A 24,543-nucleotide genomic window follows, 5' to 3' on the forward strand; every position below is an offset into this window, starting at 1 on the left:
ACCCGCGCCCCGGAAACCGAACTGGAACAACAGGTCGCGCTCGTCTTCGGCACCGTGCTCGGCGGCACCGCGCCCGGCGCGGAGGACAACTTCTTCGAGATCGGCGGCAACTCGCTGCTGGCCACCCGCCTGACCGCGGCCCTGCACACCGAATTCGGGGTGGAGCTGCCGGTGCGGGCGATCTTCGAGGCACCCACGGTCGCGGGTGTCGCGGCCCGTCTCGCGGAAGCGCCCCGGACGCAGCGTGTCGCGCTGGCTGTGCACACACCGCGCCCGGAGCGCGTGCCACTGTCCCTGCCGCAGCAGCGACTGTGGTTCCTCAATAGATTTTCCCCCGAATCCAGCGCCTACAACATTGCTTTCGTCCTGCGGATCGACGGCGAACCCGATATCGACGCCCTGCGCGCCGCCCTCGCCGACGTGGTGGAACGCCACGAGGTGCTGCGCACGGTCTTCCCCGAGGACGACCGGGGCGCCTACCAGGTGGTGCTCGACACCGCGCGCTGCCTGCCGGTGCTCGAGGCCGTGGAGACCGACGAGCTCGGGGCCCGCAAGGCCCTGCGCTCGCTGGCCCGGCGCGGATTCGATCTGGCCCGCGAGATCCCGCTGCGAATGACGTTGCTGCGCACCGGGACCCGCCGCCACCTGCTCGGCATCGCACTGCACCACATCGCCGCCGACGGCTGGTCGCTGGGCCCGCTCACCCGCGACCTGGCCCTCGCCTACACCGCCCGCCACGGCGGCGCGGCGCCCACCTGGACGCCGCTGCCGGTGCAGTACGCGGACTTCAGCCTGTGGCAGCGCGAAATCCTCGGCGCCGACAGCGATGCCGACAGCGCCGCCGCCGCGCAGCTGGCCTACTGGCGCACCGCCTTGGCCGACCTGCCCGAGGAACTGCCGCTGCCCTATGACCGGCCGCGTCCGGCCGAACCGACCCAGCGGGCCGGGGCCGTGCGCTTCGAGGTGCCGGAAGCCTTGCAGCGCAAGCTCGCCGAGGTCGCCCGCGCTCACGGTGTCAGCCTGTTCATGGTGCTGCGCTCGACGCTGGCGGTGCTGCTGCGCACCGTCACCGGCGGCCGCGACATCGTCATCGGCACCCCGGTCGCCGGGCGCACCGACACCCGCCTCGACGATCTGGTCGGCATGTTCGTCAACACGCTGATCCTGCGCTCGGACGTGGATCCCGACCGCAGCTTCGCCGAACTGCTGCAGGCCGACCGCGACACCGAATTGGCCGCCATGGCGCACGCCGAGGTGCCCTACGAGCGGGTCGTGGAGGAACTGCAGACCGACGAAGGCCAGCGCCGCTACGGCGCACGGCCGCTGCTGCAAGTCGCGCTGACCGTGCAGGACACCCCGGTGCCCGCGCTGCGACTGCCCGGATTGTCGCTGCAGGCCGAGGAACTCGATATCGCCCTGGCCAAGTTCGACCTCGAACTGCGGGTGCTGCCCGGTGACCGGGGTGCCGGCGACGATGCCGCGGCCGAGGACCGAGTCTTCGAATTCGTCTACGCCGCCGAGCTTTTCGACCAGGCCACCGTCGAGACCCTGGCCGAACGGCTGCTGCGGGTGTTCGACGCGGTCGCCGCCGACCCGCGGACCCGGGTGCGCGATATCGACGCGCGCACCGAACTCGAACGCGAACTGCTCACCCCCGCCTGGGGTCCCGCGCCCGAACCGCAGTGCAGCCTGGCCGCCTACTTCGCGGCCACCGCGCACCTCAATGCCGACCGGGTGTTCCTGCGCTTCGACGACACCGAACTCACCTACCTCGAATCCGACGTCTACTCCAACCGTTTGGCGCGCGCCCTCATCGACCGCGGCCTGGGCCCGGGCGACCGGGTGGCGCTGGGCCTGACCCGGTCGGTGGAATCGGTGCTGGCCGCCCTCGCCGTCGCCAAGTGCGGTGCGGCGTTCGTGCCGGTGGACCCCAACTATCCGGCGGATCGGGTGCGGCACATGCTCACCGACTCCGGCTGCCGGGTCGGAATCAGCATGACCGAGCACGCCGCCGATCTGTACGCCGCCGCCGGCGACCACGCCGTGGACTGGCTGCTGCTCGACAATGCCGAGCTCCTCGACGAACTCGAGGTCCTCGACGACGGCCCGATCACCGACGCCGAACGCACCACCACCCTGTGGACCGCCGACCTCGCCTACGTCATCTACACCTCCGGCTCCACCGGAAAACCCAAGGGCGTGGCCGTCACCCACGGCGGGCTGTCCAACTTCGCCGACGAGATCCGCGAGCGCATGCGCGTGGACCGGGACTCGCGGACCATGCACTTCTCGTCCCCGAGCTTCGACGCCGCCATCTTCGACCTGCTGCTGGCGGTCGGCGCGGGCGCGACCATGATCATCGTCCCGCCGGACGTCTACGGCGGCGACGAGCTGGCCGCGCTCATGGATCGCGAGGAAGTCAGCCACACCTTCATGACCCCGGCCGCCCTGGCCACCATCGACCGGGAACGGTGGGCGCTGCCGCATCTGCGCTCGGTCATGGTCGGCGGGGAGGCGTGCGGGCCGGAACTGGTGGCGCGCTGGGCGCCCGGGCGCATGATGTTCAATGGGTACGGGCCCACCGAGACCACCGTGGTGGTCACCATCGCCGGACCGCTCAGCGTCGGTGAGCCGATCACCATCGGCAGCCTGGTGCGCGGGGCCCGCGCCCTGGTCCTGGACGAGCGGCTGCGCCCGGTCCCGGTCGGGGTGCCCGGCGAGCTCTACATCGGCGGACAGGGCGGCGCGCGCGGCTATTTCGAGCGTTTCGACCTCACCGCCACCCGCTTCGTGGCCGACCCCTACGGTCCCGAGGGCTCACGCCTGTACCGCACCGGCGACGTCGTGCGCTGGACCGCGGGCGGGGAGATCGTGTACCTGGGCCGCAGCGACCACCAGGTGAAGGTGCGCGGATTCCGCATCGAACTCGGCGAGATCGACGGCGTGCTCACCGGACACAAGGGAATCCGCTTCGCCCACACCGAGGTCCGCGAGATCGCGGGCGTGCGCCGCATCGTGTCCTACGTGCTGCCCCTCGACCTGGCCGCGGCACCGGACCTGGAGGAGCTGCGCGCGCACTGCGCCAAACACCTCCCGGCGCACATGGTTCCGTCCTCGCTCACCCTGCTCGACCGCATCCCGCTCACGCCGGTCGGCAAGCTCGACCGCGACGCGCTGCCGCAACCCCAGGCCGCCGTCGCCGTGGTCTCCCGCGACCCGGAGACCGACACCGAGCGCCTGGTCGCCGAGGTGATGGGCGATCTGGTCGGGGCCGAGGCCCTGGGCGCGGACGACAGCTTCTTCGAGGTCGGCGGAAACTCGCTGCTGGCAACCCAGTTGGTGGCGCGCCTGGCCACCGCCACCGGGGTCCGCCTCGAGGTGCGGGCGGTGTTCGCGGCACCGACGGTGGCCGGACTCGCCGCGGCCCTGGACGCCGGATCCGCCTCGGCGGACCTGCGGCCCGAACCGCGCATACGCACCCGGCCCGCGCGGATCCCACTCTCGGCCGCGCAACGGCGGCTGTGGTTCCTGGAGAAGTTCAACGCCTCCGGGGATCACGGAGAAGCGCTGGGCGCCTACAACGTTCCCGTCGCGCTGCGCCTGCACGGCGAACTCGACATCCCGGCACTGCGCGCGGCCCTGCACGAGGTGCAGCGCCGGCACGAAACCCTGCGCACCGTCTTCCCCGAGATCGACGGCGAACCCTGCCAGCAGATCCTGGAACCCGGCGAGGCGGCGGTCACCCTGCCCTTGCGCACCGTGCCGGAATCGGCGGTGCCCAGCGAGATTCGCCGCGTCACTGCGGGCGGCTTCGACCTGGCCACCAGCGTGCCGCTGCGCGCGGCCCTGCTGCGGATCACCGGATCCAAGACCGAACACGTGCTGATCCTGGTGGTGCACCACATCGCCATGGACGGCTGGTCGCTGCAACCCCTGGCCGCCGACGTCGCCGCCGCCTACCGGGCGCACAGCGGCGGGCAGAGCACCCCGGAGTGGCCCGAACTGCCCATCCAGTACGCCGATTACACGCTGTGGCAGCAGGATGTGCTGGGCCGCGAGGACGATTCGGACTCGGTCATCAGCCGCCAGCTCGACTACTGGCGGCGCGCCCTCGACGGCATCCCGGAACTGCTTGCAGTGCCTGCCGATCGGCCACGACCGCCGGTTCCGAGCTACCGCGGCGGCACCGTCGACTGCACCCTGGACGCGTTCACCCACCGTGAGCTGCAGATGCTCGCGGCCGAACACGGCGTCACCATGTTCATGGTGCTGCACGCGGCACTGGTTGCCTTGTTGCATCGACTGACCTCCGGCGACGACATCACCGTCGGCACACCCATCGCCGGACGCGGCCACCCCGCACTGGACCGGCTGGTCGGCATGTTCGTCGGAACGCTGGTGCTGCGCACCAGGATCGAGGGCGGGGCCGGATTCGCCGACCTGCTGCGCGCGGTCCGCGACACCGACCTCGAGGCCTTCGCCCACGCCGACGTGCCGTTCGAGCGGCTGGTCGAGGTGCTCAATCCGGTGCGCTCCCAGGCACACCACCCCATGTTCCAGGTCATGTTGTCGGTGCAGAACCAGCCGGTGCGGGTGCTGGAACTGCCGGGCATGCGCATCGAGGCCGATGACGCCGATCCGGGCATCGCCAAATTCGATCTGCAGTTCACCCTCACCGAATCCTGGACCGACAAGCGCGAACCCGACGGCATCACGGTGTCGGTCAACTACGCCTCGGACCTGTTCGACGAGATCACCGCGCACCGGCTGGCCCAGCGGTTCGTGCGGCTGCTCGGCGCGGCGGCCGCCAATCCCGCCACCGCCGTGGGCGATCTGGAACTCCTCGATTCGAGCGAATGGTCGGCGCTGGCCCCGGTGCGCGGCCCGGAACCCGGGCTGCCCATCACCTTCCCGGAGGTGTTCGAGGCCGCCGCCAACCTCAACCGGGCGGCCATCGCGGTCCGTTCGGCGGGCACCCAGATCTCCTACGATGCCCTCGACCGCTGGACCAACCGGCTGGCCCGTGTCCTCATCTCCTACGGGGTCGGTCCGGAAACCCTGGTCGCCATGGGGATTCCGCGCTCGGCCGAATCGGTGGCGGTCATGCTGGCCATCGCCAAGGCCGGCGCCGCGTTCGTGCCCGTCGACCCGAACTACCCGGAACAGCGCATCAGCCACATGCTGCTGGATTCGGGTGCGGCCGTGGGCATCACGCTGTCCACGTATCGGGAGCGCATGCCCGACGGGGCCAACTGGACCGTGCTGGACGCGCCGTCGTTCCGGCGCCGCGTACTGGCCACCTCCGACGCGCCCATCCGCGACGAGGAGCGCACCACCTCGCTGCGCATGGACAACCCGGCGTATGTCATCTACACCTCCGGCTCGACCGGCATCCCCAAGGGCGTGGTCGTCACCCACGGCGGCCTGTCCAACTTCGCCGCCGAGACCGCGCACCGCTTCGACGTCGGACCCGGCTGCCGCGTCCTGCACTTCGCGACACCGAGTTTCGACGCCGCCATGCTCGACCTGCTGCTCGCCCTCGGCGGCGCGGCCACCCTGGTGATCACCCCGCCCGGCGTGGTCGGCGGGCAGGAACTGGGGCAGGTGTTCATCGACGAGGGCATCACCCACGCCTTCATCACCACCTCGGCGCTGGGCACCGTCGACCCGACCGGCGTCACCGCGCTGCGGCACGTGCTGGTCGGCGGCGAGGCGCTGCCACCGGACCTGGTCACCCGGTGGGCCCCGGGCCGCAAGCTCTACAACGTGTACGGGCCCACCGAAACCACCATCGTGACGGTGATTTCGCAGCCCATGGCACCGGGCGGGCAGATCACCATCGGCGGACCCATCCGCGGGGTCGGCGCGACCGTGCTCGACGCGCGCCTGCATCCGGCGCCCGGCGGGGTCACCGGCGAACTGCATCTGGCCGGTGCGGCCCTGGCCCGCGGCTACCTGCGGCGGCCCGGGCTGACCGCGCAGCGGTTCGTGGCCAACCCGTTCGGCAAGCCCGGTGAGCGCATGTACCGCACGGGTGATCTGGTCCGCTGGCTCGAACGCGGCGGGCGCGCACAGGATCTGGAATACGTGGGCCGCACCGACCACCAGGTCAAGATCCGCGGCTTCCGCATCGAACTCGGCGAGATCGACGCGGCCCTGGCCAAGCATCCGGCGGTGGAGTTCGCCACCACCATCGGGCACCGCACCCCGGCCGGGTCCACCGCGCTGGTGTCGTATGTGAAGCCGCGCACCGGCACCGCGCCGACCACGGCCGAACTCACCGCGCACGTGGCCGAGCTGGTGCCCAACTACATGGTCCCGCAGTCGATCATGCTGCTGGACCGGGTGCCGCTCTCACCGGTCGGCAAGCTGGATCGAAAGGCCTTGCCGGAACCGGTGTTCGCGGCCCGCGAGGGCTACCGGGCCCCGTCCACCCCGATCGAGGAGGCGCTGTGCGCCGCCTTCGCCGAGGTGCTGGGCATCGAACAGGTCGGCGCCGACGACGGGTTCTTCGAACTCGGCGGCAACTCGCTGCTGGCCACCAAGGTGGTGGCGGCGCTGCGGGCCGAGGGCATCGACCTGCCCGTGCAGGCCATGTTCGGCGAATCCACCCCGGCGGCCATCGCCGGGCGGCTCGCCGACGCCAAGGGCGATGCCGGGGCGGCGCTGGCCGCGGCCCTGGGCGCGGTGCTGCCGCTGCGGCCCGCCACGGATTCGTCCGTGCCGCCGCTGTTCTGCGTGCATCCGGCCATCGGCCTGTCCTGGTGCTTCGCCGGACTGCTCTCGCACCTGCCGCACGAGCGGCCGGTGTACGGGCTGCAGGCCCCGCACGTCGCGGGGGAGGAGAGCCACGCCACCATCGCCGAGGCCGCGAAATACTATGTGGCGCACATGAAGTCGGTGCAGCCGGAAGGCCCCTACCATGTGCTGGGCTGGTCGCTGGGCGGGCTCATCGCCCACGAGGTGGCCGTGCAGCTGCAGCAGGGCGGCGACGAGGTCGCGCTGCTGGGACTCATGGACAGCTACCAGCTCTCGGACCAGTGGCTCGAGACCGCGGTGCCGTCGGTGTCGGCGATCATCGCCGAATTCGGGTCCGACCTGCTCGGCGGGGACGCCGACATCGATCCGCGCATGACCCTGCACGAGGCGGCCGAACTGCTGCGCAGCCGGTCCGGGCCGTTCGCGGCGCTGACCGTCGAACATCTGGAACGCCTCTACACCGGCTACGAGAACGGCGCGCAGCAGGCGCACGGTTTCCAGCCCCACGTCTTCGACGGCGATCTGCTGTTCTTCACCGCCGCCGACGACGAGATCAACCGGGCCGACCCGGACCGCTGCGCCGCGGCCTGGGAGCCCTATGTCACCGGTGTCGTGCACGACCAGCTGGTTCGCTGCACGCACGCCGGCATGACGACGCCCGAATCCCTCGCCGTCATCGGGCCGGTGCTGCGGGATCAGCTGGCGGCCATCGATGCCCGGCGGGAGGGGACGGCATGAGTCTCGCGGTGGAAGTTCAAGGCCTGGTGAAGTATTACGGCAAGGTGCGGGTGCTCGACGGCATCGATCTCGAGATCCCGTCGGGCACGGTGATGGGGTTGCTCGGGCCCAATGGCGCGGGCAAGACCACCACGGTTCGCATCGTCACCACCCTGCTACGCCCGACCAAGGGCACCGTGCGGGTCGCGGGTGTGGACGTGCTGAAGAATCCGGCGCGCGCCCGCACCCGGCTCGGCCTGTCCGGGCAGTACGCGGCCATCGACGCCAACCTGTCCGGATTCGAGAACCTGCGCATGGTGGCGCGGCTCTACGGCATGAACCACAAACGCGCGGCCGACCGCGCCGACGAACTGCTCACCGTGCTCGGCCTCGACCACGCGGCCGGGCGCCGGGCGGGCACCTACTCCGGCGGCATGGCGCGGCGCCTGGACCTGGCGGGCGCGCTGGTGTGCAGACCCCCGGTGGTCGTGCTCGACGAGCCGACCACCGGCCTGGACCCGCGCGGGCGCCTCGACATGTGGCGCGTCATCGGCGAACTCGTCGACGACGGCACCACCGTGCTGCTCACCACCCAGTACCTGGAGGAGGCCGACCTCCTCGCCGACCGCATCACCGTCATCGACCGCGGCCGCGTCATCGCCCGCGGCTCGGCCGACGAACTCAAGACCTCCATCGGCGGCGACAAGCTCACCGTCACCCTCGCCGCCGGACAGGATCCCGCCCCCGCCCGGCGCGTGCTGGCCCAGGTGGGGATCGGGGAACCCGAAACCGATTCCGGCGCCGACGAACTCACCGTCGTGGTCGGCGACGGCACCCGCACCATGGTCGAAGCCCTGCGCCGGCTCGACGACGCGGGGGTGTGCGTGGTCGACGCGACCGTGCACCGGCCCAGCCTCGACGACGTATTCCTCTCCCTCACCGGCAGATCCGCCGACCGCAAGGCCACCGCCCCCACGCCCGAGCCCGTCCAAGAGGAGATCCTGTCGTGACGACACTCCCCGCCGAGCCCGCCGCCGCGACCGCCGAGGTGCACGGCCGCCACCGCGCCGCCGGGCCCGCCATCCTGCTACCCCGGGTGGTGCGCGACAGCGCCATCGTCGCCTACCGCAATCTGCTGACCATCCTGCGCGTGCCCACCCTGCTGGTGACCGCCACCATCCAGCCGTTGATGTTCGTGTTCCTGTTCGCCTACATCTTCGGGGCCTCGCTCGGCGGCAGCCAGTACCGGGAGTTCCTGCTCGCCGGAATCTTCACCCAGACAGTCGCTTTCAACGCCGCGTTCACCACCGTCGGCCTGGCCAACGACCTGCACAAGGGCATCATCGACCGGATGCGCACGCTGCCCATGTCGCGGCTGGCGGTGCTCATGGGCCGCACGCTCTCGGATCTGGTGGTCAACATTCTGGCGCTGACCGTCATGGTCGCCTGCGGCTACGTGGTGGGCTGGCGGATCAACGGCGCGATCATGGACGCCGTGCTGGCGTTCGGCGTCATCCTGCTGTTCGCCTTCGCCATGTCGTGGGTCGGCGCTATCACCGGGCTCATGTCGCCGAGTGTCGAGGTGGCCCAAAGTGCCGGGCTCATCTGGCTTTTCCCGCTCACCTTCATCTCCTCGGCATTCATCTCCGGCGAGACCTTGCCCGGTCCGCTGCGGACCATCGCCGAGTGGAATCCCATCACCGCTGTCTCGGCGGCCGGACGCAAGCTGTTCGACAACGGGTCCCCGCCCATCTTCAAGGCCGCCACCGGCTGGCCCGCCGAGCACTGCGTCGAGTACTCGATCTACTGCTCGCTGGCCATCCTCGCCATCGCGGTCCCCGTCGCCCTGCTGCAATACCGGAAGGTCGCCAGCCACTGACCGGTATGCCTGCGGATTAACGGGATTCGGTGCGCCGCGCGATAACCGATCGACCGGTCGGTGGGCCCCGGTGGCCCGGATGCAGGGGGGATGCCATCAACACATCGAGACGTCTGATCGCGGTCGCGAGTTGCGCGGCCGCGGCCGCGCTGCTGTCCGCCTGCGATCAGGGCACCACGAGCCCGGCACCGGCGAGCACCACCGCACCGGCGACGAGCAGCAGCACACCGGCGACCGGGCAGCACGGCACCGGATCGGGTGGTGGCATGACCATCACGCTGAACGTCCCGGACTCGAACGTCCTCACCTTGGGCGGTGACGCGGTCGCATTCGACTTCACCCTGACCAATCCCGTGGCCGCCGCAGCCACGCAGACGGTCGGTGTCGTCGCCTCGATGGGCCACTGCTCGTGTGCTCCGGGCGGTGCGAAGCTGAGCCCCAAGGGTTCGATGGAGTTGTTCGACCCGAACGGCAACACCTGGAAGCCGGTGACATTCGTGCGCGAGGGGACCGGCATGGACTACCTCACCCAGCCCGTCGTCCCCACGCTCACCCTGGCTCCCGGCCAGACGGCCGGCTATCGGATGCGGGTCCGGCTCGCGCCGGACCCACAGGTCGCTTACACCGCCGGAACCTCCGCGATCACCGTGACCCTCGAAGTACCGGGCACCCTGACCAGCCTCGGCAGCGCCACGGTCCCCGTCACCGTCCAGCCCTAGCCGCACGAAAAACGGTCCCCCACACCGATTCGGTGCGGGGGACCCGTTCGGTCGTATCCGGCTGTGGCTCAGCCGCGGCGACGGTTCTTGATCAGCTCCATGCGCTCCTGGAGCAGCTCCTCGAGCTCCTCCTTGCTGCGACGCTCGAGCAGCATGTCCCAGTGGGTGCGCGGCGGCTTGACCTTCTTGGGCTCCTGCGTGGTGCCCTCGAGCAGGATGCCTTCCTGGCCGTTGCGGCACAGCCAGGTGGGCGGGATCTCCGCGTCGTCGGCGAAGGGAACGTCGAATTCCTCGCCATTGTCGGTGCGGTATCGCGCCATCCGACGCGGGGCCAAGTCGTGGTCGCGGTCGGTCTCGTAGCTCACCGCTCCGAGCCGAGACCCCCGGAGTACGCGATCTGCCATGAGTGCGGTCCCTTCTCGCCTGTCGGCAATGTTCTACAAATTTGTCTTTCGCATCTGCGCTACGTCACTACAACGCAGACGCGCACGCGTGGGTTCCCGTAAGGAGAACCCCGCCATTCTACTCGTCCGCCCGACCGCTGTGCCGCGGCGTGCCCTTCCACCCGGTCGCGGCCGCAAACCGCTAATGTGTCGGACCATGTCTCGACGCGTGCTGTCCTGCTGCCAGTGGTGCGGGCGGGAGATCGCCGAATCGGAGATCGGACGCCGCCGGCGGTATTGCCGACAATCCTGTCGCCAGCGGGCGTACGAACATCGAAACAGTGTGAAGGGCACCGGCATTCCCGATGACTCGGTGGTGCTCAGTGCCCAGGAGGTGTCCGATCTGTCGGACCGGTGGTTCGCGGCCCGCTGCGCGGCCGAGGATGTGGCCACGGCTGTCGCGGAGGGGGCCGAGATGCTCGAACTCGCCGATCTCACCGCGACATTGGTCGCGCTGACCCGTGAGGCCGAACGGCTGCGCTGAGCACGGTGTCGCGGGCTCGGGTGCTCAGGGCGTACACCAGTCCGATGCCCGCGGCGGTGCCGGCGGCGACAAGGCCGAGGGCGGTGAGGGTTTCACCGTCGGGTGCGGTCACCGGCTGCCCGCGCAGCGCCTGCCACAGCAGCAGCGCCACCAGTCCGGTGTAGCCGAGCGCCAGTACCCCGATCAGCCGGGTGCGGGTGGCTTCGGCGCGCAGCCAGCCCACGTGCGGGGCCAGGCGCGTCAGCACGATGGCGGCGACGATGAGCAGCTGAATGCCGTGCAGGCCCGCGAAATGCGCGATCCGCATATCACCGCCCGCGGTGGACCAGTGCGTCACCGGCATGCCCTCGACACCGTCGCGGACTTCGGGCTGGCCGTGCATGAAGGTGTGGCCCGCGCCGAGGGTGACGGGGTGGCCGTAGGCGTCGGTGGTCTGCTGCTTGCCGCTGCCGCCCATGGAGTAGGCCAGCGCCATGCCGAACACCGCGATGCCCAGGCCCGCGCGGATCGCCAGCGAGGTGGGCCGGTCGGTGACGCGCTGCCACGAAAGGGTCACCGCGATCACCAGATTCGCCAGGAACAAACCCGGCACACCGGTCATGAACACGTATTGGCCGATGGTGTTGACCGCGTCGTGCTGATTGTTGAAGTGGCTGAAGGTGCCGCGCGCGGCCTGCACCACGATGAAACCGACATCCACCACCGCGGTCGCGGCGAACACGGTGCCCATCCACCAGGTCAGCCGTTGTCCGCGATGCGGGAACGCCACCAGCCAGGCCAGGGTGCCGCAGTAGAGGGCCATGGCGATGGCGAACTTGAGGGGTTTGAGCCAGACCGATTCGCCCAGCAGGATCCGGTCGTCGAATGCCATGGCGCACAGGGAGAACACGGCCAGCACGGCCATGGCGGCGGTGGTGACGAGCAGCGGCCGGTGCAGGGGTCGGGTGGGGGTGGGCAGGGTGAGCGACGCGAGCGTTGGACGATCGAGCGTGGTCATGACGCTGACGCTAGAAGTGGGAATCCGCTTGCCACGTCCCCCGGCGGTGGGGTCGCCACGTAGTACCCGGGTATGAGAACAGCCCCGGCGGTATGAGCCGGGGCTGTGTGGTCAACCGCGAACGCGATTGGCGCGCAAGCCGTTCCGTGCACCCCTCATCGGTGCTCGGAACGGGCGGCGCGAGTCCGTGATCTCAGTGTTCGAGCACGGTCGTCAGTCGACGGGCATGCCGACGTCGATGCCGCGGGCGGAGAGCCAGGGCAGCGGGTCGATGGGCGCGCCCTCACCGGCGTGCACCTCGTAGTGCAGGTGCGGTCCGGTGGAGTAGCCGCGATTGCCGACGGTGGCCAGCACGTCGCCGGCGCGCAGCTGCTGCCCGACCTGGACCAGGATGTCCTGCATGTGGCCGTAGACGCCGATGGTGCCGTCGTCCTGCAGCACGCGCACCCACAGGCCGAAGCCCGAGGCCGGGCCCGCCTCGATGACGGTGCCGTCGGTGACCGAGCGGATCGGCGAGCCGAACGCGCCGGCGAAGTCGATCCCGGCGTGCATCGCGCCCCAGCGCATGCCGAAGCCGGAGCTGAGCGGGCCGTCGGAGGGGCGAATGGTCTTGGGGCGGGCCTGTTCGGCGTGCAGGCCGTTGAGGAAGTCCAGCACCTGCTGGGGCACCACCTGCGGCATCTGCGCCTCGGGCGGGGTGAAGGCGGTGAAGGGGGCGTCGCTCTCGGCGGCGTTCGCGACGGGGTTGCCCGCGAGGGAGACGGCGTCGTGCGGGTCGGCGGCGGCCAGGGCGGCCAGCGAGGCCCCGACGAGCGCGGTGACGGCCATCGTGCGGGTCGCGGCCGTTCGGTACCGGCCGGCTCCGCGCAGTCGAGATAACGGAACGGTTACGGGCATGCATCGAACGTACGAGGTCTCAGCTGCCGTTCAGAAATGGAGTAGTGACCATCACATTGGTACAAAAGCCCAGGAATCAGGTCACGGTGCGATAACGACACGCGGGTAATTCTCGGGTGACGTTGGCCGACGCCGGTTGCCCGTGTGTTGACCCCATGATCGTCCCGAGGGCAATCTATGTAAGTGGTCACTAATGGAGTTCGGGTGTTGGGTGCGCTCGCCGACGACACCCGGCGCGCGGTCTTCGAATCCCTGCCGCAGGGACCGAAGTCGGTCGGGGAGATCGCGACGGCCCTCGGCGTCACCAGTTCGGCTATCTCGCAGCATCTGAAGGTGCTGCGCGAGGCGCGGCTGGTGATGATGCGGCCCGCGGGGAACAAGCGCCTGTATTCGCTGGATCCGCGCGGGCTGGCCGATGCGCGCGACTATCTCGAGCAGTTCTGGCCCAGCGCGCTGGCCGCCTACTCCGCGGCCCTGTCGACCGCGCGGGAGGAGCAGCCGCCGGCCTGAGGCGTCGGTGGGCCGGGATACGGTGTGGGCGTGGGTACGTCGGTCGTGGTCGAGAGTCAGCGCCGGGCCGGGTTGCCCGCGTGGTCGGTGCCGTTGGTGTTCATCGCGGGCGGTGTCTCGCAATATCTGGGCGCGGCGATCGGCGTCTATCTCTTCGGCACGGTGGAACCGGCGACGGTGGCGTGGCTGCGGGCGGCGGCGGCCGGTATCGCCCTGGTGTTGTGGCGGCGGCCCTGGCGGGGGAGTTGGACGCGGCGCACGGTGCTGGTGGCCACCGGGTTCGGGGTGGTGACCCTGGGCATGAATATTGCCTTCTACGAGGCGATCGCGCGCATTCCGCTGGGGACGGCGGTGGCCATCGAATTCCTGGGCCCGGTCGCGGTGGCCACGCTCGGTTCGCGGCGGGCCCGCGACTTCGCGGCGGTGGCGCTGGTCGTGGCGGGGGTGTATCTGCTGGCCGGTGTCTCCTCCGACGCGCAGGGCCTCGGTGTCGGTTTCGCGTTGCTGGCGGCGGCGCTGTGGGCGGGCTACATCCTGGTGGGCAAGCGGGTGGCCGATGCCGGTGCGGGGCTGGACGCGCTGGCGGTCGGGATGGCCGCGGCGGCCGCATTGCTGGCCCCGATCCTGGTGACCAGCCAATTGGTGCTGGACGCAAGCGCTTTCGCCGATCCGCGCACCTGGCTGCTGGGGGTCGGGGTGGGCGTGCTGTCGAGTGCGGTGCCCTACGGCCTCGATCAGGTGGTGTTGCGCACGGTCGGGCGCGCCCGCTTCGCCCTGCTGCTGGCGCTGCTCCCGGCGACCGCGGCGGTCATCGGGGCCATCGCCCTGGCCCAGCGCCCGTCGGCCGCCGAGCTGGTTGGCATCGCGCTGGTCATGACTGCTTTGATTCTCAGTGCGACACAACGGAAAAGGAGTCTCGAATGACCGATACCTCGGCCCCGGCGCCCGCGGATCCGACCGTGCTGCACCCGATGGCGGGACAGCCGCGCGTAGTACTGCTCAAGCCGCTGATCACCTCACCGTTGATCGAGGTCGGGGAATTCAGCTACTACGACGATCCCGAGCACGCGACGGAGTTCGAGACCCGCAACGTGCTCTACCACTACGGCCCGGAGCGGCTGGTCATCGGCAAGTTCTGCGCCCTGGCCACGGGCGTGAAGTTCATCATGAACGGCGCCAACCACCGCATGGACGGCCCCTCGACCTTCCCGTTCCCGACCATGGGCGGCTCGTGGTCGGCGCATTTCGATCTGCTCACCGATCTGCCCAATCGCGGTGACACGGTGGTCGGCAACGATGTGTGGATCGGCCACGGCGTCACGGTGATGCCGGGTGTGCGGATCGGTCACGGCGCGATCGTCTCCTCGGGCGCGGTGGTGACCGCCGATGTCCCCGACTACGGCATCGTCGGCGGCAATCCGGCGCGGTTGATCCGCACCCGCTTCGACGCCGACGAGATCGCCCGCCTGCTCGAGATCGCCTGGTGGGATTGGCCGTTGGAGCATCTGACCGCCTACATCCCGACCATCATGTCCGGCAGTGTCGCCGACCTCGAGGCGGTCGCCCCGACACGGGCTTGACCCTGACGCTGCGTCAGGGTTGCAGGCTTGCCGCATGAGCAATGACAGCACCGCCCCGGCCCGCCTCGCGCCGCCGATCGGCGGCTACCGGATGATCGACGAGCGCCGCGTGTTCGTGCACCGGGCGGGCAGCGGCGGACCGGCCGTGGTGTTCCTGCCCGGCGCGAGCGCGGTCGGCCTGGACTATTACGGCGTGCAGCAAGAGGTTTCGCGGTTCACCACCGCCGTGGTCTACGACCGCGGCGGCACCGGCTACAGCGATCCCGTCGCGCTGCCGCGCACCGCCACCGCGGTCGCCACCGAACTGCGCGCGCTGATGCGGGCCGAGAACATCGCGGCCCCTTACGTTCTCGCGGCGCACTCGCTGGGCGGGCTGTACGCGCACCGCTTCGCGCAGCTGTTCCCGGGCGACGTCGCGGGACTGGTATGGCTCGACGCCCTGCACCGTGACTGGGACGAGTTCGTGCCGCCCGAGGCGAGCCTGGCCGTCACCGAGCGCATAGGTCCCGGTCCCGACGAGCTCGCGCGCATGCGCCCGGCCCTGGAGGACATCCACGCCGAACTGCTCGCGAACTATCCGCCCGAGCTGCGTGCCGCGCTGCTCGCGGCGAAGCTGAGCGACGAATGGCTGCGCAGCGGTGTGGCCGAGCGCCGCACGCTCACACCCCTGGCGGCCGAGCTGCGCACCGGTCCCACGATTCCGGATGTCCCGGTGATCGCGCTGACGGTGGTGGGCGACGATCCAGCCCAGCGGGAGTTGCACGAGGCGAAGACGAGAATGGATGCGGCCCTGGTGGCTTCGGTCTCCCGCGGCGAACAACGGGTACTGACCGACACCTTCCACCATCGGCTGTGTGTCGACCGCCCCGATGCGGTGGTGCGGGCGATCCGCGACGTCGTCGACCGGGTGGGCCGCCCATAGACTGGCGGCGACCCTGTCGAATGATCGAAGGTGATGCGGTGCTCACGATCGGCCAGCTCGCGGCGACGGCCGGGGTGAGTGTGCGCACCGTCCGCCACTACCACCAGATCGGTCTGCTGCCCGAGCCCGAGCGTGACGCGTCGGGCTATCGCCGCTATCGCGCGCAGGCGGCGGTGGACCTGATCCGGATCCGCACCCTGGCCGACGCCGGTGTCCCGCTGGCGCGCATCGACGCGCTGCTGCACGCGCAACCGGCCGAATTCGACGCCGCCCTCACCGATCTCGACACCGAACTGCGGCGCAGGATCGACCAGCTCGTCGAATACCGCGCGCGGATCGCCGAATTGGCCAGTGGTGAAAGTCTCGTGCTGCCACCCGAGGTGGTCGCGATCCTGACCCGGATGCGGACCTTGGGTATCGGTGAGGCGCGGGTCCGGCTCGAACGGGATTCGTGGATCCTGCTGCGCGCCCTGGATCCGGATTCGCTACCGCGGCGAATCCGGGAAAAGAACACCGAACTCGACGACCCCGAAACCCTGCGCCTGATGCTGGCGTGCGACCGGGCGGTCGACTGGGATCCGGGCGATCCCCGCCTGGAGCGGCTCATCGACGAGTTGGCCGCCTGGGAAATCGCGCATGCGCGCGAGGCACGCCCCGGAACGCGGCGACTGGTCTCGACCCGGATTTCGGAGGCGTCCCCGGCCTGGCAGCGCATCATGGACGCGCTGGCGCATCGCGCCGAGCGCCGGGCCCGCGACGCGGCGTCGTGACGAAGAGCCCGGGGGAAACTGCCCTGAAAAGCACGAAACCCGCGCCATTGGCGCGGGTTTGATGCTGTCTGCGACTTAGATGGCGCGGACGTTCTGGGCCTGCGGGCCCTTCTGGCCCTGCCCGATCTCGAACTCGACGCGCTGGCCCTCATCGAGGGACTTGAAGCCGGAGCCTGCGATCTCGGAGTAATGGACGAAAACGTCCGGACCGCCGCCGTCCTGGGCGATGAATCCGAAGCCCTTTTCGCCGTTAAACCACTTCACACTGCCTTGCGACATACTTTGTCTTAACTCCTTGTTGTGAGCCGAGCTATCACATCAATGACTCGTGCTCGCCCAACAGCATGTCACACTTCGATGCGTAAGTGGAATCAGGGCTGGATTTCGCGGCGCGTCGCCTTACTTCAATTCGGAAAGATCCAGGCCGAGCATGGCCAGCAGCGCGCTGCATTCGGCGGCGTCGCGGGCATGAACGGCGACGGTTTTGGCGGCCAGCGCGTTGCGCTCGAGGTGGGCGGCCTTTTCGGCGGCGCGGACGTCGGCGAAGGCGATGGGCGGGTCGTCGACGGGGTTGCTGCGGGCGGCGGTCATGGCGGCTCCTTGCGGGTAGCCCCGACCGAACGCCTGATGCCCTGCGATCGAGGGCCGATACCTGACCCGCCCGCCGCGGCGGCGGGACCGTGGGTCGTGTCCGGCTGTGGCTGACGTTACCCGCTCGCCCGTGGCGGCATAACCGGGTCCCTCGATCCGGGGTCTCGCCCCGCAGGATTGCGGGGCGGCGGGGGACGCGGTCGCGGGGCGCGGGTCAGCCGACGCGGCGGTAGGCCTGCTGGGCGCGGCGGTCGAGATTGGTGCCCGGCCAGGGGCGTTTGCGCAGTTGCTTGTCTACGGCGTTGATGACTTCGGGCACACCGATTTTCAGCAGTCCGGCGTCGATGCCGGCGGCGTCGGGATCGCCGGTCTGCCCGGCCCACAGCACGGCGTGGCGACCGAGCAGGTGCGGGGGCGGGCCGCTGCGGCTGGGCGGGTTGGGGCCGAACAGCAGCACGGTGCGGGTGCCGAAGGCGGTGGCCAGGTGCGCGACCCCGGTGTCGCCGCAGACGACGAGATCGGATTCGGCGACGGTGGCGGCCAATTCGATGAGGTTCTGCTGTCCCGCGAGGACTCGCGCCGGTGAGAGTCCGGCGCGGGCGGCGACGCCCAGCGCGGTCTCGCGGTGGGGTTCGTCACCGGTCAACACGACTTCACGCCCCTGGACGAGCAGATGCCGGACCACGGCCGCGAACCGGTCGGGCGGCCAGCGGCGGGCGGGCGCGCCCGCGCCCAGGTGCACGACCACCGCGTTGCGGTGGCTGGTGGTGGCGACCGGCGGCACCAGGCCGAGGTTGCGGCGGTCGGCGGCGATGCCGTCGAATTCGAGCAGATGGCACCAGCGGTCCACATCGTGCATCTCGGGCTGCCAGTCGGGTCCGGGCAGGTCCGGGAAGGCCGGGTTGCGGTAGGTGAGGATGCGGGCGGGCCGGGTGCGGGCCAGTTCCACGATGCCCTCGGTGCCGGCGCCGTGCAGGTTGACCGCGAGCGCGGGTTGTTCGCCGTCCCAGCGCAATCCGACCGGGTCGCTGACGGGCACCATCTCGTCGACGCAGGCGATGAGGTCGACGATCGGTTTCAGGCGGTGGGGCGCGGCGAGCGCGATGTGGTCGTCGGGCCGGGCCCGCCGCAGCGCGCGCAGCGCGGGGACCGCGGTGAGGAGATCACCGAGCCCGCGTGCTCGCAGCACCAGTACAACCGCCACCGTATTTCTCCTAGCTGGCCACGCTGCCCACGACGCGAGACTCTCCACCCGGACACCGCGGAGAGCCATTGGGAGAGGACTACCCGGCCGATAGCGGGGTGAAACCCGGGGGGACCGGTCTGCACGACGCGCGCCCGGTTTGTACTACCGACTGTCGTTTTTCGGGGTGTGATCGATTACCGTGTGCAGTCATGACCTTCGTCTACAACCTCGTGGTGACGGCTCATCTGCTCGGTATGGCGGCGGTGGTCGGCGGGTATGTCGCCTCCCGGCCGCGGGTGTCGGAACTCATGGTGTGGGGCGCGCGGACCCAGATCATCACCGGTGTGGTGTTGCTGGGCATGGCCGAGTCGATCGATTCGCTGGGCAAGGACCCGAACATGGCGAAGATGATCGTGAAGCTGGTGATCGCGGTGCTGGTGGCGGCGTTCGCCGAAATGGGGCGCGCGGATGCCAAGCGCGGCAAGGAAGTCGCCTGGATGTGCGATGCCGCCGGTGGGCTGGCGATCCTGAACGTTCTCGTCGCGGCCTTGTGGAAGTGACGGGACGATAAGCCCGACAACGACATAGCGGATCTTCTTCACGAAAGACGATGCCGCACAGGGTGCCTGAGGTCACACTGTGCGGCATTTGCCTTTTCAGAGGTGGTGCGCCAGCTCGGGCGGGAGTTCGCGGGCGGTGTGGCGGCCCAGGGATTTGGCGAGCTCGGCGGCGACGACCGCGTGCCCGGCCATGGTCAGGTGGATGAGGTCGGCGGAGAGCCAGTCGGTTCTGAGCCGGGCGGGGTGGTCCCAGAATTCGGTGAGGATGGCGTCGTGGCGGTCCGCGACCCGGCGCACGGCCGCGGCGAATTCGGCGAAGCGCGGGCGCAGCGGGGCCATGCGGCCGGTGAAGGAATCGGCGAGGGTGAACAGTGACAGGCGCGCACCGGTCGCGGCCACCCGCGCGCACAGGTCGTCGAGGGCGGCCTCGACATCGGGGAGGGTCGCGTCGCGCAGGAACAGATCGTTGCCGCCGCAGCTGATGTGGACCAGATCCGGGCGGAATGCCTCGAGGGCCGGGAGCTGCTGTGTGAGCACGTCGGCGAGGACGGCACCCATCTTCCCGGTGTTGAGGTAATCGGTGCTCGGATGCGCGGCGGTGAGCCAGCGCGCCAATCGGTGCGCCCACGGCAGGGTTTCGTAGCCGGGCCACGGATCGCCGATGCCTTCGGCGGTGGAGTCGCCGATGACGGCGAAGCGCCGCCAGGGCACATCGCGCAGCAGGGCGGTCGCGGCGACGTCGGAGAGGGTGAAGGGGTCGGTGGCTTCGGTGCGCTCGCTCATGCGATGGGCTCCTGGGTGCGGGCGGGCAGGGCGGTGAGAACGGCCGCGAGGACGGCGATTCCGGCGCAGATCGCGAACAGGGTGTGGAAGGCGGTCAGCGGTTGAGCGGGGTGGGCGGCGAAGACGGCGGCCAGTACCGCGACACCCAATGCGCCACCGGATTGGCGGGCGGTCAGATTCATGCCGACCCCGGCGGCGAACCGTTGCGGCGGAAGCGATCTCGCGGCGGTGGTGCCGAGCACGGTGATCAGCAGGCCGATGCCGCCGCCACCGAGGATCCCGGCCGGTATCCACGCCTTCCACAGCGCGGGGGTGGCGTCCCAGATGTCGGTGCTCATGTAGAGGGTGGAGGCGGCGAACATCAGTGCCCCCAGCACACCGAGCCAGCGCTGCCACGACACGGGAGCGCGCCCGGCGAGGACGGCGGTGACCATGGAGGCGACCGCGCCGACGGTCATGGCTCCCGCCGACTCCAGGACCGAGTAGTGCCACACGGCGTCGAGCCACAGGGGTCCGGCCAGCAGCCAGGCGAACATGGTCACGCCGAACACGAACGCGACCGCGTTGACCAGCGCGTAGGAATGGCTGCGCCACAAGCCGACCGCGATGGCCGGGCGCGGGTGGCTGCGGGAACGCCACAGCGCCGACGCCAGCAGCGCCAGCCCGCCCAGGCCGCAGGCCAGGGTGCGCCAGTCGCCCCAGCCCCACTGCTGGCCCTGGGTGACCGCGGCGACGACCGCGCCGATGCCGAGACCGGTGGCTGCGGTGCCGAACAGATCGGGCAGCCCGTGCGGTTGGCGCTGATCGCCGCGCGCGAGTCGGAGACCGGCCACGAGCAGCAGGGCGGCGATGGGCACGTTGATGATGAACACCGAACGCCAGCCGAACCAGTCGACCAGCGCGCCGCCCACGGCGGGGCCGACGGTCGCGGCGAATCCACCCGCCGCTGTCCACGCCGCCATGGCGACACCGATGCGGGCGGGCGGGGTGACGCTCAGGACCAGGCCCAGTCCGGCGGGGATCAGGAAGGCCGCGGTGCCGCCCTGGAGGAAGCGGCCCGCGATGAGCCAGTCCGCGCCGGGGGCGAGTGCGCACAGCAGCGAGGTCAGCGCGAATCCGGCCAGGGCGGTGAGGAATACGCGCCCGCGCCCGAGCGCGTCGGCCAGTTGCCCGGCCGGGGTGAGCAGGGCGGCGAAGGCGACGGCGTAGCCGCTGACGACCCAGGTGAGGGTGGTGGGCGCGGTGCCGGGGTAGTCGCGGGTGATGGCCGGGAAGGCGATGTTCACCACCGACAGGTCGAGGAAGCTCATGAACGCCGCGCCGGAGGCGACCAGCAGGGCGCGTCGCGCGGCGGGGGAGCTGGTCGCGGTCGATTCGGTGGCGGATCCGATTGCGCCGGAACCGGTTTCGGCGTCGGGCTGATGATTGTCGGCCGGTGGTGAGGGATCGGCGGGTGTGGGCTGGTGGTGCGTGAGGTCGGTCATCGCGAGGCTCTCCACGGAACGGTTGTCGAGACGGGATCAAATGTGTACGCACGATCGTTCGTATTGTTGAAAAGTACGACCGATCGTGCGGTTATGCAACAGGTGGTGCGAAGATGGAAAGGTGGATGAACCGGTGCAGGACTCCGAACAGGAGATTTCCGATCAACGGCTACTCAAAGGGGCGCGCGCCCGGGCCACGATCGCCCGCCACGCCGCCGAGGTGGCCTCGGTCGAGGGGTTGACGGGATTGAGCCTGGGGCGGCTGGCCGGGGATCTGGGGGTGAGCAAATCCGGGGTGGCGACGCTGTTCGGCACCAAGGAGAAGCTGCAACTCGCCGCGGTGCAGGCGGCGCGAGAGATGTTCATCGACACCGTGATTCGCCCCGCCTACAGCGAAGAACGCGGTATCGCGCGGCTGCGGTCGATCATCGAGCACTGGTTCGAGTACATCGGCGCGCCCATGCTGCCCGGCGGCTGCTTCCGCGGTGCGAGCGTCCCCGAATTCGATTCGCGCCCGGGTCCGGTGCGTGATGCACTGGCCGCCGACCGTGCGGACTGGTTCGCGGTGCTGGAGAAGGAGATCGGGCGCGCCCAGGAGCAGGGCTACATGCCGGGCCTGGACGCGCATGCGGTGGCGTTCCAGCTCGACGCGATCATCGCCGCGGCCAATACGGCCTCGCGGATGGGTGACGAGAGCGCGCTGCCGCTGGCCCGCACGCTCGTCGAGGGTCTGATCGGCTCACCGCGCTGAGTGTCGTCCGTGCGCTGACCGGCGGGCGGGCGTGATTGTTTCGCGCTGTGCAATGCTGCATCGAATGCGTGAATGCAGTTCGGTCGCAGTCGGTTTCACGTGGATCAATAGCGCGTGTCTCATGCCCCGCGTGGCGCGTACATGATGAGCGCGACACCGAGCAGGCACACCAGCGCGCCGGTGACATCCCAGCGGTCGGGCCGGAAGCCGTCGAGGGCCATGCCCCACAGCAGCGATCCGGCCACGAACACGCCCCCGTAGGCGGCGAGGATGCGTCCGAAGTTGGCGTCGGGCTGCAGGGTGGCCACGAACCCGTAGCAGCCGAGCGCGACCACCCCGGCGCCCATCCACGCCCAGCCGCGCTGTTCGCGCACGCCTTGCCAGATGAGCCAGGCGCCGCCGATCTCGGCGACGGCGGCCAGTCCGAACAGCAGAATCGATCGCAGCACGCTCATGCGAGCAAACCTAGAGCATCGCGAGGCGATCGACGCGTCGGCGCTCGCTCCGGCCGGACCGCGTTCGCGCGCGATCCGGCCGGGTGCGATCAGCGTTGTGCCGCAGCGTTTTCGAACAGCTGCTGGCCGAGGTAGCCGCCGGGGCCGGGGACGCCGGGCGGGATGGCGAAGACCGCCGACCCGATCGGGGTCGTCCACTGGTTGAGGGCGTCGAATTCGGCCAGTCGCTGCTGGACCGGCAGGTATTGGGCGTCGATGTCGCGTTGGAAGGACGCGAACAGCAGGCCCGAGTTGGAGACGTGGCCGGGGGCGGGCGCGTCGTCGTAGTTGTAGCCGCGGCGCAGGAATCGTTCTCCGTCGTGGGCGTGGTGGGCGCGGGCGATGTGGGAGGACGGCGGGATCTTCGGGATGCCGTACTGGTCCACGGCCGCGAAGTCGGGATCGTCGAATTCCCTTGTGCCCGATAGCGGTGCGCCGGTGTCGACGGTGCGGCCGATGGTGATGGCGCGCCCGTCGGCGTCGAGTTCGTCCCAGGTCTCGAGGACCATGGCGATGCGCCGCAGCACCATCGAGGTGCCCCCGGCCAGCCACGGGCGCCCCGCGCCGTCGTCCCACACCAGGCGATCGAAATCCGGTGTGTCCGGGGCGATGTTGACGGTGCCGTCGACCGAGCCCATGAGGTTGCGCATGGTCTGGCCCTTGGCGGCATTGCGGAATCCGCGCTGCACCCACTTCACCGAGACCAGGGACTTCACGTGCTTGGACAGCACGCGCACGGCGTGCGAGACCGTGGTGGCCTCGTCCGCGCAGATCTGCAGCACCAGATCCCCGCCGCACCAGGCGGCGTCGAGCTTGTCGATGCTGAAGGGCGGCAAGGGTTTCAGCCAGTGCGGGCGCTGATCCTCGAGCTGGGCGACGGTGAACAGCTGCGGCCCGAATCCGACGGTGACGGTGAGCCGGGCCGGGCGTACCGCCAGTTCGGGTTCGGTGTCGGCGAGGGCGGGTTTGCCCTGGGTCAGGCGCGATGCGTCATCGGTCCAGATCTTGAGCAGCCCGATGATGTCCTCGCGTCCCACGCCGGGCAGCAGGTCGAAGCCGACGAATGCCGCGTGCAGGGGCGGTTCGGTGGCGATGCCCGCTTGGTGGCGGCCGTAGAACTCGACGGTGTCCAGGCCCTGGTCGCGGTCGTGTTCGCGGTGGGTGAGAGTGGCCGCGCCCCAGCCGATCCCGGCCGCCCCGGCCGCGCCCGCGACGGCGGCCGTGCCGCCGAGCAGTCGCCGCCGGGACAGGCGGGCGGGGTGGGCCTGTTGCTGGTCAGCCACCGTGGGCGGCATTGTCGCCGGAGGGCTGGTAGTTCTCCTTGCCGCCGGCGAAGTCGCGCACCTGGGCGGTGACGGTGGTGGTGGAGCCGTCGGCGAAGGTGAAGGTGATGGGGGTTTCGGCGCCGGTGCGCAGCGGGGCCTTCAACCCCATGAACATGAGGTGTTCGCCGCCGGGCTTCAACGTGATGCTGCCGTGGGCGGGGATGACGAAGCCACCGGCCTTGGGGCGCATGGTCTTGTCGCCGGTGCCGTCGGCCACGACCTCGTGCAGTTCCACCGTCGCCGAGGCCGGGCTCGAGGCGGCGACCATGTTGACCGGCTTGTCGGACTTGTTCTCGATGGTGCCGAAGGCGGCGGACATGCCGGAATCGGCGGCCTTGATCCACTGATCGGTCATGGAGACCGAATCGGCGGCCTTGGCCGAGGAGTTCGAGGCGGTCTGGGAGTTGGAGCAGGCGACCGGCAGCAGGGCGAGGGTGGTGACGGCGGCCGCGGCGCCGAGGCGGCGCGCGAAACCGCCGGTGCGCAGGCGGAAGCTGTGGCAGCGGGGCATCTGGGACATGCGAAGTCTCCGGGTGTCAGAGGGAGGGAAGCACTCCGGACCGGGACGCGGCGAAACCCGTTGTGCGCTGGGCACGGCCGACCACAGCAGGATCGGCGCGGGTCGCGGTACTAGGCCGGAGCGAGAGAAGAGAACGGTGCGGCGAACCCGGGTGGGCCGCGGCGTCCGATAC

At 70.2% G+C, this 24,543-nt stretch carries 23 protein-coding genes; 12 read left to right on the plus strand and 11 right to left on the minus strand.

The features are described from left to right. Positions 1–54: 54 nt before the first annotated feature. From ACAM49_RS27390 to ACAM49_RS27405, 4 genes are all read left to right on the plus strand, one after another. Positions 55–7,497 carry an amino acid adenylation domain-containing protein gene (locus ACAM49_RS27390; RefSeq protein ID WP_369638434.1) on the plus strand — a complete coding sequence of 2,481 codons (7,443 nt, stop codon included), beginning with the start codon at positions 55–57 and terminating at the stop codon, positions 7,495–7,497. Next, the gene (locus tag ACAM49_RS27395; RefSeq protein ID WP_369638435.1) at positions 7,494–8,486 is read left to right on the plus strand and encodes an ATP-binding cassette domain-containing protein; all 993 of its coding nucleotides are present in this window, start codon (positions 7,494–7,496) and stop codon (positions 8,484–8,486) included. The genes ACAM49_RS27390 and ACAM49_RS27395 overlap by 4 nt, the downstream gene beginning before the upstream one ends. 86 nt (positions 8,487–8,572) lie before the next feature. Then, a complete protein-coding gene (locus tag ACAM49_RS27400; protein ID WP_369638452.1) occupies positions 8,573–9,355 on the plus strand; it encodes an ABC transporter permease in 783 nt (260 codons plus the stop codon). A gap of 266 nt (positions 9,356–9,621) precedes the next feature. After that, positions 9,622–10,074 carry a hypothetical protein gene (locus ACAM49_RS27405; protein ID WP_369638436.1) on the plus strand — a complete coding sequence of 151 codons (453 nt, stop codon included), beginning with the start codon at positions 9,622–9,624 and terminating at the stop codon, positions 10,072–10,074. 68 nt (positions 10,075–10,142) lie between these two features. On the opposite strand, the gene ACAM49_RS27410 is transcribed toward ACAM49_RS27405, so the two are convergent. Then, positions 10,143–10,478 carry an RNA polymerase-binding protein RbpA gene (locus tag ACAM49_RS27410; protein ID WP_040813164.1) on the minus strand — a complete coding sequence of 112 codons (336 nt, stop codon included), beginning with the start codon at positions 10,476–10,478 and terminating at the stop codon, positions 10,143–10,145. Between the two features lie 196 nt (positions 10,479–10,674). On the opposite strand from ACAM49_RS27410, the gene ACAM49_RS27415 reads away from it, so the two are divergent. Next, positions 10,675–11,001: a hypothetical protein gene (locus tag ACAM49_RS27415; RefSeq protein WP_040813163.1), complete on the plus strand. Its 327-nt coding sequence runs from the start codon at positions 10,675–10,677 to the stop codon at positions 10,999–11,001. On the opposite strand, the gene ACAM49_RS27420 is transcribed toward ACAM49_RS27415, so the two are convergent. Together ACAM49_RS27420 and ACAM49_RS27425 are read right to left on the minus strand one after the other, a co-directional pair. Further along, on the minus strand, positions 10,952–11,998 hold the full coding sequence (locus tag ACAM49_RS27420) for a hypothetical protein (protein WP_369638437.1): 1,047 nt from the start codon (positions 11,996–11,998) through the stop codon (positions 10,952–10,954). The genes ACAM49_RS27415 and ACAM49_RS27420 overlap by 50 nt on opposite strands. A 213-nt stretch (positions 11,999–12,211) precedes the next feature. Then, positions 12,212–12,895 carry a M23 family metallopeptidase gene (locus tag ACAM49_RS27425; RefSeq protein ID WP_369638438.1) on the minus strand — a complete coding sequence of 228 codons (684 nt, stop codon included), beginning with the start codon at positions 12,893–12,895 and terminating at the stop codon, positions 12,212–12,214. Positions 12,896–13,078: 183 nt separating this feature from the next. On the opposite strand from ACAM49_RS27425, the gene ACAM49_RS27430 reads away from it, so the two are divergent. The 5 genes from ACAM49_RS27430 to ACAM49_RS27450 are packed head-to-tail and all read left to right on the plus strand — an operon-like array spanning position 13,079 to position 16,677. Continuing rightward, positions 13,079–13,405 (plus strand): ArsR/SmtB family transcription factor, encoded by a 327-nt coding sequence (locus tag ACAM49_RS27430; RefSeq protein ID WP_369638439.1) that lies wholly within the window; start codon positions 13,079–13,081, stop codon positions 13,403–13,405. 30 nt (positions 13,406–13,435) lie between these two features. Then, positions 13,436–14,329 (plus strand): DMT family transporter, encoded by an 894-nt coding sequence (locus ACAM49_RS27435; RefSeq protein WP_369638440.1) that lies wholly within the window; start codon positions 13,436–13,438, stop codon positions 14,327–14,329. Continuing rightward, a complete protein-coding gene (locus ACAM49_RS27440; protein WP_369638441.1) occupies positions 14,326–14,985 on the plus strand; it encodes a CatB-related O-acetyltransferase in 660 nt (219 codons plus the stop codon). Before ACAM49_RS27435 ends, ACAM49_RS27440 begins: the two co-directional genes overlap by 4 nt. 34 nt (positions 14,986–15,019) lie before the next feature. Next, positions 15,020–15,907, plus strand: a complete 888-nt coding sequence (locus ACAM49_RS27445) for an alpha/beta fold hydrolase (protein ID WP_369638442.1) — start codon at positions 15,020–15,022, stop codon at positions 15,905–15,907. A gap of 38 nt (positions 15,908–15,945) precedes the next feature. Continuing rightward, positions 15,946–16,677, plus strand: coding sequence for a MerR family transcriptional regulator (locus ACAM49_RS27450; protein WP_369638443.1), 732 nt, complete (start codon positions 15,946–15,948; stop codon positions 16,675–16,677). A gap of 75 nt (positions 16,678–16,752) precedes the next feature. Here ACAM49_RS27450 and ACAM49_RS27455 read toward each other — a convergent pair whose 3' ends face one another. The 3 genes from ACAM49_RS27455 to ACAM49_RS27465 form a co-directional block, all read right to left on the minus strand. Continuing rightward, on the minus strand, positions 16,753–16,956 hold the full coding sequence (locus tag ACAM49_RS27455; RefSeq protein WP_040813159.1) for a cold-shock protein: 204 nt from the start codon (positions 16,954–16,956) through the stop codon (positions 16,753–16,755). A 120-nt stretch (positions 16,957–17,076) separates the two neighbouring features. After that, positions 17,077–17,268, minus strand: a complete 192-nt coding sequence (locus tag ACAM49_RS27460; protein ID WP_369638444.1) for a hypothetical protein — start codon at positions 17,266–17,268, stop codon at positions 17,077–17,079. Positions 17,269–17,482: 214 nt separating this feature from the next. After that, complete coding sequence (locus ACAM49_RS27465) at positions 17,483–18,472, minus strand: glycosyltransferase family 9 protein (RefSeq protein WP_369638445.1); 990 nt, start codon at positions 18,470–18,472, stop codon at positions 17,483–17,485. A gap of 191 nt (positions 18,473–18,663) precedes the next feature. On the opposite strand from ACAM49_RS27465, the gene ACAM49_RS27470 reads away from it, so the two are divergent. Further along, the gene (locus ACAM49_RS27470; protein ID WP_040813156.1) at positions 18,664–19,014 is read left to right on the plus strand and encodes a hypothetical protein; all 351 of its coding nucleotides are present in this window, start codon (positions 18,664–18,666) and stop codon (positions 19,012–19,014) included. 96 nt (positions 19,015–19,110) lie between these two features. On the opposite strand, the gene ACAM49_RS27475 is transcribed toward ACAM49_RS27470, so the two are convergent. Next, positions 19,111–19,797, minus strand: coding sequence for an SGNH/GDSL hydrolase family protein (locus ACAM49_RS27475; RefSeq protein WP_369638446.1), 687 nt, complete (start codon positions 19,795–19,797; stop codon positions 19,111–19,113). Then, positions 19,794–21,281 (minus strand): MFS transporter, encoded by a 1,488-nt coding sequence (locus tag ACAM49_RS27480; protein WP_369638447.1) that lies wholly within the window; start codon positions 21,279–21,281, stop codon positions 19,794–19,796. Before ACAM49_RS27480 ends, ACAM49_RS27475 begins: the two co-directional genes overlap by 4 nt. A 121-nt stretch (positions 21,282–21,402) precedes the next feature. Here ACAM49_RS27480 and ACAM49_RS27485 point away from each other — a divergent pair, with 121 nt between their 5' ends. Next, a complete protein-coding gene (locus ACAM49_RS27485) occupies positions 21,403–22,032 on the plus strand; it encodes a TetR/AcrR family transcriptional regulator (protein ID WP_369638448.1) in 630 nt (209 codons plus the stop codon). Positions 22,033–22,151: 119 nt separating this feature from the next. Here ACAM49_RS27485 and ACAM49_RS27490 read toward each other — a convergent pair whose 3' ends face one another. From ACAM49_RS27490 to ACAM49_RS27500, 3 genes are all read right to left on the minus strand, one after another. Beyond that, positions 22,152–22,487 (minus strand): YnfA family protein, encoded by a 336-nt coding sequence (locus ACAM49_RS27490; RefSeq protein WP_369638449.1) that lies wholly within the window; start codon positions 22,485–22,487, stop codon positions 22,152–22,154. An 89-nt stretch (positions 22,488–22,576) separates the two neighbouring features. Next, on the minus strand, positions 22,577–23,809 hold the full coding sequence (locus ACAM49_RS27495) for a Dyp-type peroxidase (RefSeq protein WP_369638450.1): 1,233 nt from the start codon (positions 23,807–23,809) through the stop codon (positions 22,577–22,579). Further along, entirely contained in the window at positions 23,802–24,371 is a 570-nt protein-coding gene (locus tag ACAM49_RS27500; RefSeq protein ID WP_369638451.1) for a copper chaperone PCu(A)C, read from the minus strand. Before ACAM49_RS27500 ends, ACAM49_RS27495 begins: the two co-directional genes overlap by 8 nt. Between the last annotated feature and the right edge of the window lie 172 nt (positions 24,372–24,543).

Source organism: Nocardia sp. JMUB6875 (assembly GCF_041154655.1).
Taxonomy (GTDB): Bacteria; Actinomycetota; Actinomycetes; order Mycobacteriales; family Mycobacteriaceae; genus Nocardia.

Coding starts and splice junctions, on each gene's coding strand:
- ACAM49_RS27395 (WP_369638435.1), top strand. CDS start 7,494: ATGAGTCTCGCGGTGGAAGTTCAAGGCCTGGTGAAGTATTACGGCAAG.
- ACAM49_RS27405 (WP_369638436.1), top strand. CDS start 9,622: ATGACCATCACGCTGAACGTCCCGGACTCGAACGTCCTCACCTTGGGC.
- ACAM49_RS27410 (WP_040813164.1), bottom strand. CDS start 10,478: ATGGCAGATCGCGTACTCCGGGGGTCTCGGCTCGGAGCGGTGAGCTAC.
- ACAM49_RS27415 (WP_040813163.1), top strand. CDS start 10,675: ATGTCTCGACGCGTGCTGTCCTGCTGCCAGTGGTGCGGGCGGGAGATC.
- ACAM49_RS27420 (WP_369638437.1), bottom strand. CDS start 11,998: ATGACCACGCTCGATCGTCCAACGCTCGCGTCGCTCACCCTGCCCACC.
- ACAM49_RS27425 (WP_369638438.1), bottom strand. CDS start 12,895: ATGCCCGTAACCGTTCCGTTATCTCGACTGCGCGGAGCCGGCCGGTAC.
- ACAM49_RS27440 (WP_369638441.1), top strand. CDS start 14,326: ATGACCGATACCTCGGCCCCGGCGCCCGCGGATCCGACCGTGCTGCAC.
- ACAM49_RS27445 (WP_369638442.1), top strand. CDS start 15,020: ATGAGCAATGACAGCACCGCCCCGGCCCGCCTCGCGCCGCCGATCGGC.
- ACAM49_RS27455 (WP_040813159.1), bottom strand. CDS start 16,956: ATGTCGCAAGGCAGTGTGAAGTGGTTTAACGGCGAAAAGGGCTTCGGA.
- ACAM49_RS27460 (WP_369638444.1), bottom strand. CDS start 17,268: ATGACCGCCGCCCGCAGCAACCCCGTCGACGACCCGCCCATCGCCTTC.
- ACAM49_RS27470 (WP_040813156.1), top strand. CDS start 18,664: ATGACCTTCGTCTACAACCTCGTGGTGACGGCTCATCTGCTCGGTATG.
- ACAM49_RS27475 (WP_369638446.1), bottom strand. CDS start 19,797: ATGAGCGAGCGCACCGAAGCCACCGACCCCTTCACCCTCTCCGACGTC.
- ACAM49_RS27480 (WP_369638447.1), bottom strand. CDS start 21,281: ATGACCGACCTCACGCACCACCAGCCCACACCCGCCGATCCCTCACCA.
- ACAM49_RS27490 (WP_369638449.1), bottom strand. CDS start 22,487: ATGAGCGTGCTGCGATCGATTCTGCTGTTCGGACTGGCCGCCGTCGCC.
- ACAM49_RS27500 (WP_369638451.1), bottom strand. CDS start 24,371: ATGTCCCAGATGCCCCGCTGCCACAGCTTCCGCCTGCGCACCGGCGGT.